At 71.0% G+C, this 12,825-nt stretch carries 13 protein-coding genes; 9 read left to right on the forward strand and 4 right to left on the reverse strand.

Annotated features, from left to right (window positions below; translation table 11 throughout):
• Positions 1-12: 12 nt before the first annotated feature.
• On the reverse strand, positions 13-237 hold the full coding sequence (locus OJ997_RS07100) for a hypothetical protein (protein ID WP_270024369.1): 225 nt from the start codon (positions 235-237) through the stop codon (positions 13-15).
• Positions 238-327: 90 nt separating this feature from the next.
• Entirely contained in the window at positions 328-1,164 is an 837-nt protein-coding gene (locus OJ997_RS07105) for an SDR family NAD(P)-dependent oxidoreductase (protein ID WP_270024370.1), read from the reverse strand.
• Positions 1,165-1,238: 74 nt separating this feature from the next.
• Between OJ997_RS07105 and OJ997_RS07110 the strand changes: the two genes are divergently transcribed.
• Complete coding sequence (locus OJ997_RS07110) at positions 1,239-2,474, forward strand: hypothetical protein (RefSeq protein ID WP_270024371.1); 1,236 nt, start codon at positions 1,239-1,241, stop codon at positions 2,472-2,474.
• On the opposite strand, the gene OJ997_RS07115 is transcribed toward OJ997_RS07110, so the two are convergent.
• Both OJ997_RS07115 and OJ997_RS07120 read right to left on the reverse strand, forming a co-directional pair.
• Entirely contained in the window at positions 2,471-3,682 is a 1,212-nt protein-coding gene (locus OJ997_RS07115; RefSeq protein ID WP_270024372.1) for a Tm-1-like ATP-binding domain-containing protein, read from the reverse strand. The two genes, OJ997_RS07110 and OJ997_RS07115, sit on opposite strands and share 4 nt — an antisense overlap.
• Positions 3,679-4,518: a phosphoenolpyruvate hydrolase family protein gene (locus tag OJ997_RS07120; protein WP_270024373.1), complete on the reverse strand. Its 840-nt coding sequence runs from the start codon at positions 4,516-4,518 to the stop codon at positions 3,679-3,681. Before OJ997_RS07120 ends, OJ997_RS07115 begins: the two co-directional genes overlap by 4 nt.
• 92 nt (positions 4,519-4,610) lie before the next feature.
• Between OJ997_RS07120 and OJ997_RS07125 the strand changes: the two genes are divergently transcribed.
• From OJ997_RS07125 to OJ997_RS07160, 8 genes are all read left to right on the forward strand, one after another.
• The gene (locus tag OJ997_RS07125; protein WP_270024374.1) at positions 4,611-5,792 is read left to right on the forward strand and encodes an ROK family transcriptional regulator; all 1,182 of its coding nucleotides are present in this window, start codon (positions 4,611-4,613) and stop codon (positions 5,790-5,792) included.
• Positions 5,793-5,939: 147 nt separating this feature from the next.
• Positions 5,940-6,749, forward strand: coding sequence for a sugar phosphate isomerase/epimerase family protein (locus OJ997_RS07130; RefSeq protein ID WP_270024375.1), 810 nt, complete (start codon positions 5,940-5,942; stop codon positions 6,747-6,749).
• A gap of 27 nt (positions 6,750-6,776) precedes the next feature.
• Positions 6,777-7,895: a Gfo/Idh/MocA family protein gene (locus tag OJ997_RS07135; RefSeq protein WP_272599466.1), complete on the forward strand. Its 1,119-nt coding sequence runs from the start codon at positions 6,777-6,779 to the stop codon at positions 7,893-7,895.
• On the forward strand, positions 7,895-8,842 hold the full coding sequence (locus OJ997_RS07140; RefSeq protein ID WP_270024377.1) for a branched-chain amino acid ABC transporter permease: 948 nt from the start codon (positions 7,895-7,897) through the stop codon (positions 8,840-8,842). Before OJ997_RS07135 ends, OJ997_RS07140 begins: the two co-directional genes overlap by 1 nt.
• Positions 8,839-9,879: a branched-chain amino acid ABC transporter permease gene (locus tag OJ997_RS07145; protein ID WP_270024378.1), complete on the forward strand. Its 1,041-nt coding sequence runs from the start codon at positions 8,839-8,841 to the stop codon at positions 9,877-9,879. Before OJ997_RS07140 ends, OJ997_RS07145 begins: the two co-directional genes overlap by 4 nt.
• 21 nt (positions 9,880-9,900) lie before the next feature.
• Entirely contained in the window at positions 9,901-11,319 is a 1,419-nt protein-coding gene (locus OJ997_RS07150; protein ID WP_270024379.1) for an ABC transporter substrate-binding protein, read from the forward strand.
• A 7-nt stretch (positions 11,320-11,326) separates the two neighbouring features.
• Positions 11,327-12,109: an ABC transporter ATP-binding protein gene (locus tag OJ997_RS07155; protein WP_270024380.1), complete on the forward strand. Its 783-nt coding sequence runs from the start codon at positions 11,327-11,329 to the stop codon at positions 12,107-12,109.
• Complete coding sequence (locus OJ997_RS07160) at positions 12,102-12,821, forward strand: ABC transporter ATP-binding protein (protein WP_270024381.1); 720 nt, start codon at positions 12,102-12,104, stop codon at positions 12,819-12,821. The genes OJ997_RS07155 and OJ997_RS07160 overlap by 8 nt, the downstream gene beginning before the upstream one ends.
• Positions 12,822-12,825: the final 4 nt, after the last annotated feature.

Genomic DNA, 12,825 nt, shown 5'->3' on the forward strand with positions numbered 1-12,825 from the left:
GCCGGCGCGCAGCTAGTGCGCGCCGGCCAGCTGCCCGGAGAGCGAGGCGTGCAGCGTCTCGCTCTCCCGGCTCAGCCCGGTGATCTCGACCGCCGTGCCGTGTTTGGCGTAGTGCCGCTCGATCGCGTCGATGATCACGCGCGGCGGGTCGCCGGCGAAGTCGAACGCGTCGATCAGCGCACCCTCGTCACCGACGTTCGGCAGGTCGGTGCCGGTCACGACCACGGCGACGGTCAAACAAGCCGAGCGTGCCGCCGCCGGTCAGGTGCGGGATCTGCGCGCGACGCGCGGGTCGACCCCGGCGCGGCACGCGTCCCAATGTAGGAGCTACGCGGTGGTGCGCTCTGCGAGCTTGTCCGCGATCCGGTCGGGGATGAGCGGGCGGAGCGCCGTCGCCAGCTTGCCGTCCGCGCCGACGACGTAGCGCGTGTCCGGCTTCTTGGTCGTGAGCGCTTCCGCGATCACCTCGGCCACGTCCTTGGGCGCCTTGCCGTGCTCGTCGGCTGAGTGGAGCGTCTCGCGGAACGACGTCAGCCGCTCGCGGTAGCGCTTCAGGCGCTTGTCGTCGGAGGCGGTCAGCTGGTCGAGGTAGGCGATCGCCTTGTCCCAGATCGGCGTGGCGATCGTGCTCGGCTCGATCAGGATCACGGGGACGTCGTCGGGGTCGAGCTCCTGGCGCCAGACATCGGCGATCGCCTCCAGCGCGAACTTGGACGCGTGGTACGCGCCGGCGAACTGGGAGGCGAGGATGCCGCCGACCGAGCCGACGATCACCACGCGGCCGTGGCCGAGCCGGATGAGCGGCAGCGCGGCCTGGGTGACCGCGACCTGGCCGAGCACGTTGACGTCGAGCAGGCGCCGGAAGTCCTCGCGCGGGAGCAGCTCGAGCGGCGCGGCGTAGCCGATGCCGGCGTTGTTGACGACGCCGTCGAGGCCGGCGTCCCCGACCTGGCTCCGGATCGTCTCGAACGCGGCGGCGATCGACGCGTCGTCGCTGACGTCGAGCGTGATGCGCTGCAGCCGCGAGGACGCGCCGGCGAGCGCCGTGGCCCCGTCGCCCTCGTTCTCGACGCCCGCGAACACGCGCGCGCCCTGCTGGTCCAGGTGCAGCGCCGTCGCCGCGCCGATTCCGCTGGAAGCCCCGGTGATGACTACGTTCTGCATGCCTGCGTGCTCTCCACACCGGGCACGGCTGAACCACGTGGTCGCGCCCGGACGGGCGGGTACGGTGGGCGGCAGTGGACATCGAGACGCTCATCGATCAGACGGCCGCAAGCGTCGCGCCGGGCTACGCGGACCTCGACCTCTCGCGGGCGGTCGGCGTCCTGCTGTGGGAGCAGTACAGCGGGGACGTCTCGCAGCTGACGCCGCTCGCGCTCGAGCTCACTGAGCTCGACGAGCACGTGCAGCGCGACGGCGAGCAACGCGAGCTGGGGTACCCGCACTTCGACCCCGCGAGCGAGGCGGGCGCGAGCTGCGCGGCCCTCACCGAGGCCTTGGAGGCCGCGGACGACGGCTACGTCCTGATCGAGACCTACTGGCTCGCGCTCGCGACGCGGTTGCACGCGTTGCTCGGCATGCCGGTGCTCGTGGACGAGATCGAGACGCCGGTGAGCGAGCAGTTGCGCCGGCAGAGCGAACGGCCGAACCCCGATCCGCTCGCCGGGCTCGACGTCATCGTCTCCACGCCGGTCGACGAGCACCGCCACGCGGGGCTGTACCGGCGCGACGGCATGACCTTCGGTGCGGCGCATCTCCCGAACGTGGCCGACGAGTGGCTGGTCGAGCGCGGGCTGACGGAGCTCGGCCGCTCGCCGCAGGTGGTGGCGGGCGGGATGCCGCGCGGTGCCGTCGCGGCCGAGGTCCGTGACCGCAAGGGCGTCTGGCACGCGGCGGTCACCGCTCCCGGCCTGTGGCTCTGCGTGCTGCCCCAGCGCAGCGGCCAGAGCGATCCCGAGGTGCGGTTCATGGACGCCGTCCGCGCACCCGTCACCGATCCCGAGGACGACTTCTCGGCCGGCGTGCCCCGCGAGGACGAGGTCGCGCACGAGGTGGAACGGCGGGTGCTCGCCGGCGCGCGGGTGCCCGTGCTGTGGCTGCAGGGCCGGGGCCGGCCCGACCTGTACGCGTGGGAGGGCGAACCGCACGCGGCCACCGCGCTCGGGGTGGCGGGCAACGGCTGCCGGCTGTGGATCGGGCCGACGGCCCAGGACCCGCGACGCGTGTTCGAGGAGCACCTCGTGCGCGACTGGGGCTACGGCCCCGAGACCGCGGCGTTGCGGGTGGACGAGCTCCCGATCGGCACACTCGAAGGCACCGTCGACGGACAGCCGGTGACGTTCGCGCTCGCCGCACCCGGAGAGCCGTGGATGGACGACGAAGGCTGGGTCGCCGTGGCACAGCTGGACAGCTATGCCGTCGCGTTCACCGGCTACGACCGGCCGCCCGAACGGCTGGATCTGGAGCGCATCTAGCGCGCGAGCTGGCGCAGCAGGCCTTCGGCGAGGCGGTCCGCGAACGCGTCGTCGTTGATGTGCAGGTCGTGCTCCTCGAAGCGCACGCCGGAGCCGGAGAGCTCGTCGCGCACCGCTTCGCTGAGCGCGGCGCGGGCGTGCGGGTCGTCGAACGGCGCGCCCGCGACGTCGAGCGCGGAGACGCCCCGGCGCGGCACGACCATCGTGGCGGGCCCGACCGCGGCGCGCAGCTTGTCCCCGATGGCCGCACCGATCGCGGCCGCCTCGTCGACCGAGACGCGCAGCAGCGTGCTGTCGGCGGTGTGCTCGTACAGGCGGCGGCCGTGGAAGCGCGCCGGGAGCGTGCGCAGCGGGCCGAAGTTGGCCATGTCGGTCGCGCCGAGCGAGACGACCTGGGGGACACCGGCGCGGGCCGCGGCCTCGAGCCGGTGCGGGCCGGCCGTGAGGATGCCGCCCAGGATCTCGTCGGCCCACTCGGTGGTGGTGACGTCCAGCACGGCGTCGACGAGCCCGTCGTCCACGAGCCGCTCCATCATCTGCCCGCCCGCGCCGCACGCGTGGAAGACGAGCACCTCGCAGCCGGCGGACTCGAGCCGGGCCTTGGCGCGCTGCACGCACGGGGTGGTGACGCCGAACATCGTCGCGGCGACGAGCGGCGCGGTGTACGCCTCCTCGCGCGTGTCCGCGGAGCCCTCGACCATGCCCGCGAGCGCGTCGGCCGCGCGCGCGTAGGAGACGCGGCTGATGCGGTTCACGCCCGCGACGTCGACGATCGACGGGAACAGCACGAGGTCGCTCGTGCCGACGAACCGGCTCGTCTCCGCCGCGAGCGTCGAGAGCACGACCTTCGGCAACCCGAGCGGGAGCCCGCGCAGCGCGGTCGCGCCGATCGTCGTCCCGGCGCCCCCGCCGATCGCCATCGCGCCCGTCAGGCGCCCGCGCGCGTGCAGGTCCGCGAGCACGTGCGTCGCGCCCGTCGTCATCACCGCCACCGCCGCGGAGCGATCGCGGCGTGCGACGAGCTCCGCCAGCGAGCTGCCGCCGGCCCGCGCCACCGTCGCGCGTGAGACGTCGGCGGGGAAGCCCGGCTCGCCCAGCACTCCGGTGTCGACCACCGTGACCTCGTGGCCGCGGGACTGCAGGCGGGACGCCAGGAAGTCGGCGTCCTCGGCCTTCGTGTCCAGCGCGGCGACGAGGGCGACGCTCACAAGCCGATCGGGATCGATTTGAAGTGCTCGGTGGTGGAGGAGACCGCCTCCTCGACCGGCAGGCGCTCCATGCTCGACGCGCCGACGAAGCCGACGGCGTTCGAGCGGCCCATCACCTGGGCGGCGTCGTCGGGCGTGGCGATCGGGCCGCCGTGGCAGAGGACGATCGCGTCCGGCTTCTGCGCGAGCGCGGCCTCGCCGATCGCGCCGACCAGCTCGCAGGCGGCGTCGAGCGTCATCGCCTCGTCGACGCTCATGCCGATGCTCCCGCCGACGGTGAGGCCCATGTGCGCGATGATCGCATCCGCACCGGCCGCGGCCATCGCCGCCGCCTCCTGCGGCGTGAAGACGTAGACGATCGTGAACAGCTCGAGCTCGTGCGCGGTGGAGATCATCTCGACCTCGCGCGCGAAGCCGAGGTCGGAGGCCTCGAGCTCCTTGCGGAAGCGGCCGTCGAACAGGCCGACCGTCGGGAAGTTGTTCACGCCCGAGAACCCGGCCTCGGCGACCTGGCCGAGGAAGCGCCGCATCACCCGCGTCGGATCGGTGCCGTTCACGCCTGCGATCACCGGTGTGCGCTGGACGACCGGCAGCACCTCGCGCTCGCCCATCTCCATGACGATCGCGTTGGCGTCGCCGAGCGCGAGCAGCCCGCACATCGAGCTGTGCCCCGCCATCCGGAAGCGGCCCGAGTTGTAGACGATGATCAGATCGGCGCCGCCGCGTTCGATGAACTTCGCGGAGATGCCCGTGCCCGCTCCCGCGCACACGACCGCCTGCTTGCGCTCGATCTGCCCCCGCAGCCGGCTGATGATCTCGGCCCTCGTGAACTGCACCCGCCCCTCCTCCTAATTTCGTCGACGAGCAACGTAACTCTTCCGACGGTACGCGTCAACTCGTCCGACTTCCGCCGACGTATGATTGGGCCGTGGCGTCCACGAATCCGAGTCCGCTCCGCCTGGCGCGCACAGGCGAGGTCCTGGACCTGCTCCGCCGCGGCTCCGCGGAGACCACCGCGGACCTCGCGGCCACGATGGGCCTGGCCCGCTCGACCGTCACGGAGCGCATCGACGTGCTGCTCCGGCATGGCTTGGTCGTCGGCGTGGGGGAGACGAGCGGCGCGCGCGGTCGCCCGGCCAGCCGCTTCGCCTTCAACGGCTCGGCGGGTGTGACGCTCGCCGCGCAGGTCGGCATGAGCGGCATGCTGATGGCGGTCACCAACCTCGCCGCGGACGTGCTCTGGTACCGCAAGGTCGACATCGACGTCGGCGAAGGTCCCGAGGCGCTGCTGTCCGAGCTCGAGCGCCACTTCGACGAGGGCCTCGCCGAGGTCGGCGCCGACGCCGGCCGCCTGTACGGCCTCGGCATCGGCATGCCGGGGGACCTCGAGATCGCCGGCACCGGCAGCGCGACCGCCGCCTGGCGCTCGTTCCCCCTGGCCGAGCGCCTGGAAGCCCGCTACGAGCGCCCGGTGTTCATGGACCGCGACGTGAACTTCCTCGCCCTCGGCGAGCACCGCACCTCGTGGCCCGACGCCCGCGTCTTCCTGTGCCTGAAGGTCGGCACCGTGATCGCGTGTGGCCTGATCATCGACGGCCAGGTCGTCGGTGGCGCGACCGGCCTGCTCGGCGAGATCGGCCACACCAAGGTCCACGCCCACGAGGAGCCCTGCACCTGCGGCTCCCGCGGCTGCCTGAACACGGTCGCGGGCGGCGCCGCGCTCGCCGCCCGCCTGCACGCGCACGGCTTCGACATCCACACCGCCCGCGAGGTCTCAGAGCTCGCGAACCGCGGGGTCCTGGAAGCGGTGCAGGAGGTCCGTGAGGCGGGGCGCGTGATCGGCGACGTCGTGGCCGGCGCGATCAACCTCCTGAACCCGGACGTGATCGCGGTCTGGGGCTACCTCGTCGACGCCGGCGACCAGTTCCTGGTCGGCATGCAGGAGGCGATCTACAAGACCGCGCTGCCGGCCTCGGCCCGCGCCGTCACCCTCGCTCGCTCCCCGTACGGCGACGACGCCGGCCTCCGTGGTGCCGCGCTCACGGTGATCGAGCACACGCTGGACCCGGACGCGATCGACGCCTTCGTCACCGAAGCGGCGGCGGCATAACGCCTATTCGTCGCTCGTCGACAAATTAAGTTGCACCCCCGCTCTTAATCTGTAGTCTCTCGCCCGAAGTCCGCTTCGGAGGAGAGAGGGATGAACCAAATTGGGGCGTCGTCCTGGATATGGACCTCGCCATTCAGCGATAGCGACGTGCCGCTGCTCGTCGCGAACGCGAAAGCGCTCGGGTTCGACCTGCTGGAGATCGCGGTCGAGGACCCGGACGCGTTCGATGTCGAGCGGCTTCGGCAAGCCGGCGAGTCCGCGGGCATCGGCTTCACGGTGTGCGGCGCGATCGGCCCGGACCGCGACCTCTCGCACGAGGACCCGGAGATCCGCGCCAACGCGCTCGCGTACATCGAGCGCTGCGTCGAGATCGCGGCCGCGCTCGGCGCGCCGCACTTCGTCGGCCCGCTCTACTCCGCGGTCGGCAAGACGCGCATGCTCGAGCCGCACGAGCGCGAGGCGCAACGCACCCTCGCGGTCGAAGGCCTCAAGCGCGCCGCCGAGCACGCCGCGAAGCACGACGTCAGCCTTGGCGTCGAGCCGCTCAACCGCTTCGAGACCGACCTGGTCAACACCGCCGAGCAGGTGCTCGAGCTCGTCGACCGTGTGGACAGCGACCACGTCGGCGTCCTGCTCGACACGTTCCACATGAACATCGACGAGAAGTCGATCGGCGACGCGATCCGCCTCGTCGGTGACCAGCTGCTCCAGGTCCACACGTGCGAGAACGACCGCGGCACGCCGGGCACCGGCCACTTCCCGTGGGGCGACCTGTTCGAGGCGCTCAAGGACATCGGCTTCCAGGGCCCGCTCGTGATCGAGTCGTTCACGCCCGGCATCGAGGAGATCGCCAAGGCCGTCTCCCTGTGGCGTCCGCTCGATGCCGAGCCGGACGAGCTCGCCCGCAACGGCGCCGCCTTCCTGCGAAGCGCCCTGACCCCGCCGATCGCGGCCTGAGGAGAGAACGACGTGATTCGAGTGGCGATGATCGGGCTCGGCTTCGGCGCCGAGTTCATCCCGATCTACCAGCGGCACCCGCAGGCGGAGCTGGCCGCGATCTGCCGGCGGGACCGAACCGGTCTCGACGAGGTGGGCGACCAGTTCGGCATCGACAAGCGCTACACGGACTACCGCGAGCTGCTCGAGGACCCGGACATCGACGCGGTCCACATCAACTCGCCGATCCCCGACCACGCGTGGATGACGCTCGAGGCGCTCGAAGCCGGCAAGCACGTCGCGTGCACCGTGCCGATGGCGACGAGCATCGAGGACTGCAAGCGCATCGTCGAGGCGGTCGAGCGGACCGGCCTCCAGTACATGATGATGGAGACGGTCGTCTACGCCCGCGAGTACCTGTTCATCAAGGAGCTCTACGACACGGGCGCGCTCGGCAAGCTGCAGTTCCTGCAGGCGAGCCACATGCAGGACATGGACGGCTGGCCCGACTACTGGCCCGGCCTGCCGCCGATGTGGTACGCCACGCACTGCGTCGGCCCGATGCTGGCGCTCACCGACGCGACCGCCGAAGTGGTGTCCTGCTTCGGCTCCGGCACGATCCGCGAGGATCTGATCGAGCACTACGGCTCGCCGTTCGCGGTCGAGTCCGCGCACATCAAGCTGCAGGACTCCGACGTCACCGCGCGCATCTACCGCAGCCTGTTCGACGTCGCCCGCCAGTACCGCGAGAGCATCGACGTCTACGGCTCCAAGCAGGCGTTCGAGTGGAGCCTGATCGAGGGCGGCAAGCACGTCCTGCACACGGCGAAGAAGCCCGAGCCGGAGATCCCGGAAGCGATCGACGTGCCCGACTTCGCGCACCGCCTGCCGGAGCCCATCCAGCGCTTCACCACCAAGGGCGTGTACGACGCCGAGGACGAGCAGCACCTCAGCTTCACCCAAGGCGCGGGCCACGGCGGCTCGCACCCGCACCTCGTGCACGAGTTCGTCAGCGCGCTCGCCGACACCCGCGAGCCGTTCCCGAACGCCCGCCGCTCGGCCAACTGGACGTGCGTCGGCCTGTGCGCGCATGAGTCCGCGCTCAAGGGCGGCGAGCTCGTCCGCCTGCCCGAGTTCACGTTGCGGCAGGAGGCCGTCGCGAGCTGATGCAGCAGTTCGTCACGGTCACCCTCAACGGGCTCACGCTCGCCGCGCTGTACTTCGTGGTGGCGAGCGGGTTCACGCTGATCTTCGGGCTCATGCGCGTGGTCAACATGGCGCACGGCTCGCTGTACCTGCTCGGGGGCTACATCGCGCTGGAGATCCAGACGCGCTGGTTCACGAGCGACAGCGGCCTGGGCCTGTCCCTCAGCGGGAAGTCCGACGCCGAGTACAGCGTGTTCGCGTGGCTGATCCCGCTCGTCCTCGCGACGCTGATCATCGGCGTGATCGGCGTCGTGCTCCAGCAGGTCTTCCTGCGCTGGAACCAGGGCCAGGACCTCCGGCAGGCGCTGATCACGATCGCGCTCAGCGTCATCCTCGCCGACCAGATGCTCGCCTACTTCGGCGGCATCTCCAAGGACATCGCGGCCCCGTCCGCGTGGCCGACATCGATCACGCTCCCGGGCGAGGTGCGCTTCGGCTTCTTCCGCGGCGTCGTCGTGCTCAGCGCTGCCGTGCTCATCGGCCTCGGCCTCTACCTGATCATCAAGCGCACCCGCTTCGGCAAGATCGTGCGCGCCGGCGTGGACGACCGCGAGATGGTCTCCGCGCTCGGCATCAACGTCAACCGCGTCTTCATCGGCATGTTCTTCCTCGGCGCGCTGCTCGCGGGCATCGGGGGAGTGCTCGGCGGCACGATGATCTCGCTCGCGCCCGGCCAGGACACGGCGTTCCTGCTGAACTCGCTGATCGTCGTGATCATCGGCGGCATGGGCTCGCTCGGCGGCGCCGCGATCGGCGCGCTCGCCCTCGGCCTGGTCGACGCGTACGCGGACGTCTACCTGGTCTTCGGCGACCTGGACCTGACGAACTACTCGATCATCGTGACGTTCGCGCTGCTGGTCGGCGTGCTCGCCTTCCGCCCGCTCGGGCTCTACGGGAGGCCGGCATGAACCCCACCGTCAGCACCCGCCGGATCGCGTGGCCGGCCCTGATCGCCGTCGTCGCGCTCGCGGCGATCGCCCCGCTGCTCGTCAGCGACTTCTTCCTGAGCGCGATCCTCACGAAGGCGCTGTGGCTCGGCATCGCCGCCGCGAGCCTGATCTTCCTCGCCGCGTACGGCGGGATGGTCTCGCTCGCGCAGGTCGGCATCTACGGGATCGCGGGCATGGCCTACGCGAACCTCGTGCTCGCCGACGGCGGCGCCGCCGCGGCCGTCAACCCCTACCTGGCGCTCGTCGCCGCGCTGCTCATCGCCACGCTCGTCGGCCTCGGCTTCGGCTGGATCGCGGCGCGCAGCGAGGGGATCTACTTCCTGATGATCACGCTGGCCTTCAGCGTCCTCGTCTACTACTTCTTCAGCCAGGTCACCGGGCTGAGCGGCTTCGGCGGCATCAACAGCGTCGACCTGCCGGGCATCGTCGGCTCGCCCGAGCAGGACCCGCTGCCGCGCTACCTCGTGACGCTCGTCGTCGCGGTCCTGGTGTTCCTCGGCCTCGGCGTGCTCTCGCGGACCGCGTTCGGGCTCGGCATGCAGGGCGTCAGAGACGAACCCGCCCGCATGCGCGCGCTCGGCTTCGACGTCACCCTGCACCGCACGCTCGCGTTCGGCATCGCCGCCTTCGTGGCCGGGATCGCCGGGGTGCTGAGCGTCTTCTACAACACGCGCATCACGCCGGGGTCGATCAACCTGGCGCAGACGATCGACGTGCTGATCGTCGCCGTGATCGGCGGCCTGTACCGGCTGGAGGGCGCGTGGCTGGGCGCGCTCACGTACGCGCTGATCGACAACTACTCGCGCGAGTGGGTCCCGGAGGTCGGCAACGTCCTCGGCCCCGCGCGGTTCAACACGCTCATCGGCGTGTTGTTCCTGATCATCGTGCTCGCCTCACCCGGCGGCCTGATCGGGATCGCAGAGCAGCTGAGCAGGAAAGTCAAGACACCACGTCGTGCGCCGGCACCGATGCCCGCGCCACAGACCGTCGACTAAGCAACACGAGGGGAGAGGGAAATGTTCCGACGTTCACACGTCGCGCTGGTCGCTGCCTTGGCGGCCGGGGCGGTGGCCGGGTGCGGCAGCGAGAGCGGCTCCGGAAGCGCGAGTGGTGATGGCGCCAAGAAGGCCGCGACCGACGGTGGCGGCGGCGAGCCGATCAAGATCGGCTTCCTGTCGGACTGCGAGGGCGCGTTCGGCTCGTTCTTCGAGCCGACGGCCTCGGGCGCGAACCTCGCGCTGATCAAGTACGCGGGCGCCAAGCCCGCCGGCGAGAAGCCGACCGACGGCGTGACCGGCGCGACGATCGCCGGCAAGCCCGTGGAGATCGTCGGCTACGGCTGCGCGGACGACACGGCCGACAAGGCGATCGAGGAGACCCGGCGCCTGATGGAGCAGGAGGACGCCGACATCCTGATCGGCCCGCTCAGCGGCGACGAGGGCATCGCGGTCGCCAACTACGCCAAGGAGCATCCCGACAAGACGTTCGTCAACGGCATCGCGGGCGCGCAGGACTCGACGCTGAAGGTCGGCGCCCCGAACTTCTTCCGCTTCCACCCGGACGGCGCGCAGTGGTCGGCCGGCCTCGGCGACTACGCGTACAACAAGCTCGGCTGGAAGAAGGCCGCGATCATCGGCGACGACTACTCGTTCCCGTACACGTCGCTCGCCGGCTTCGTCGCCGAGTTCTGCGCCATCGGCGGCCAGATCCCCAAGCGCGTGTGGGCACCGCTCGGCGAGGAGGACTACTCGTCCTACATCTCGCAGATCCCCAAGGACGTCGACGGGCTGTACGTCGGCATCGGCGGCTCGGGCCTGATCAGCTTCATCAAGCAGTACGAGGAGCAGCGCGGCCGCGTCGACACCGAGCGGATGCTGGGCAACGTCTTCTGGGACGACCCGCTCGTGCTCAAGGAGGTCGGCAAGTCGCTCGTGGGTGGCGTGACCTCCGCGATGACCGCGGCCGACTCGGACTCGCCCGACGTCGCCGCCTACATCCAGGGCCTGAAGGACAACTACGGCGACGAGATCGCCGGCGCCGGCCCGTCCGTGTTCACCTACGGCTACTACACCGGCATGACGGCGCTGATCAAGGGGCTCGAGGCGGCCGGCGGTGACGTCGCCGACCAGAGCAAGCTGCAGGCCGAGCTCGCCAAGGTCACGCTCTCCGGCGAGGAAGCCCCGTGGGGCGACGTCAAGCTCGACAGCAACCGCCAGGCGATCTCGAACGTCTTCCTGAAGAAGATCGTCGAGGACACGACGGGCGACGGCGTGCCGGACGTGCAGACGTTCGCGCGCGTGAACGACGTCGACCAGACGTTCAACGGCGCCTTCTCCGCCGACACCCCCGCGCCTGACCGCGAGAACCCGAAGTGCGAGGCCGGCGAGGCCCCGCCGTGGGTCGGTCAGTCCGAAGACGTGAGCTTCGGCGAGTAGCGAGCTCATGGCCGCCACGGCAACCCACGAAGAGCCGGCGCCGATCCTCCGCCTGACGGGGATCGACCGCCGGTTCGGCGGCGTCCACGCCGTGCGCGGCGTGGACCTCCAAGTGCGGCCCGGCGAGCGCCGGGCCGTGCTCGGCCCCAACGGGGCCGGCAAGACCACCGTCTTCAACCTCATCTCGGGGGAGTTCCCACCGAGCGCGGGGCGCGTCGAGCTGTTCGGGCTCGACGTGACCACGCTGCCCGCCCGCAAGCGCGCCCGCCTGGGCCTCTCGCGCACGTTCCAGACGAGCCGCCTGTTCGCCGGGCTCTCCGTCGAGGACAACCTGTACCTCGCCGCGCTCGGCGTGAGCGCCGGCCACCTGCGGCTCGTGCCGTCGGGCAAGGACGGGACGTTGCGGGCGGCGGCGCGGGCGATGGCCGAGCGGATCGGCCTCGACACGCGCCTCGACGACCTCGTGATGGACCTCTCGCACGGCGAGCAGCGCCAGCTCGAGGTGGGCATGGCGCTCGTCGCCGAGCCGAAGCTGCTGATGCTCGACGAGCCCGCCGCGGGCCTCTCGCGCGCGGAGCGCGTGCGGCTGACCGAGACGCTGATCGGCCTCGACGAGGACATCACGCTGATCCTGATCGAGCACGACATGGACGTCGCCCTGCGCGTCGCCAAGTGGGTGACGATGATGCACGACGGGCGGGTGATCGTGGAGGGCACGCCGGATGAGATCCGCGCCAACCAGACCGTGCACGACCTCTACCTCGGCTCGGGGTTGATCGCGCATGCTTGAGGTCACCGGCCTGAACGCCTACTACGGCACCGCGCACGTGCTCCAGGACGTGTCGCTCACGCTGGGCGCCGAGCCGGTCGCGCTGATCGGCCGCAACGGGATGGGCAAGTCGACGCTGTGCAAGGCGCTGTCGGGCGTGCTCGGTCCGGGCAACCGCGTCACCGGTTCCGTGCGTCTCGAGGGCGAGGAGCTCGGCGGCAAGCCCGCGCACCGGATCGCGAAGGCCGGGATCGGCTACGTGCCGCAGGGCCGTCGGCTGTTCCAGTCGCTCACGGTCGACGAGCATCTGCTGATCGTGGGGGCGCGCCGCGACGATGCCTGGACCCCCGAGCGGGTCTACGAGCTGTTCCCGCGCCTGGCCGAGCGCAAGCACGTCTCCGGCACGTCGCTGTCGGGTGGCGAGCAGGAGATGCTGTCGATCGGCCGCGCGCTGCTGACCAACCCGAAAGTGCTCGTGATGGATGAGCCGTCGGAGGGCCTCGCGCCCACGGTCGTGGAGACGCTGATCGAGACGATCAAGGACCTCGCGGCGGCCGGCATGGGCCTGCTCGTGGTCGAGCAGAACCTCGGCGTGGCGACGTCGCTCGCCGAGCGCGTGGTGGTGATGGTGTCGGGGTCGGTGGCAACCGAGACGACCTCGCAAGACCTGTTGTCCGACCCCGAGCAGCAGAAGCGCTTCCTCGGGGTCGAGCCCTTGGCCGAAGCCGCGTAGGAGG

Source organism: Solirubrobacter phytolaccae, from assembly GCF_027587195.1.
Taxonomy (GTDB): Bacteria; Actinomycetota; Thermoleophilia; order Solirubrobacterales; family Solirubrobacteraceae; genus Solirubrobacter; species Solirubrobacter phytolaccae.

What these genes read in the sequence shown, in the direction of transcription:
- OJ997_RS07105 (WP_270024370.1), bottom strand. Translation starts at nt 1,164, where the DNA reads ATGCAGAACGTAGTCATCACCGGGGCTTCCAGCGGAATCGGCGCGGCG.
- OJ997_RS07135 (WP_272599466.1), top strand. Translation starts at nt 6,777, where the DNA reads ATGATCGGGCTCGGCTTCGGCGCCGAGTTCATCCCGATCTACCAGCGG.
- OJ997_RS07140 (WP_270024377.1), top strand. Translation starts at nt 7,895, where the DNA reads ATGCAGCAGTTCGTCACGGTCACCCTCAACGGGCTCACGCTCGCCGCG.
- OJ997_RS07145 (WP_270024378.1), top strand. Translation starts at nt 8,839, where the DNA reads ATGAACCCCACCGTCAGCACCCGCCGGATCGCGTGGCCGGCCCTGATC.
- OJ997_RS07150 (WP_270024379.1), top strand. Translation starts at nt 9,901, where the DNA reads ATGTTCCGACGTTCACACGTCGCGCTGGTCGCTGCCTTGGCGGCCGGG.
- OJ997_RS07155 (WP_270024380.1), top strand. Translation starts at nt 11,327, where the DNA reads ATGGCCGCCACGGCAACCCACGAAGAGCCGGCGCCGATCCTCCGCCTG.
- OJ997_RS07160 (WP_270024381.1), top strand. Translation starts at nt 12,102, where the DNA reads ATGCTTGAGGTCACCGGCCTGAACGCCTACTACGGCACCGCGCACGTG.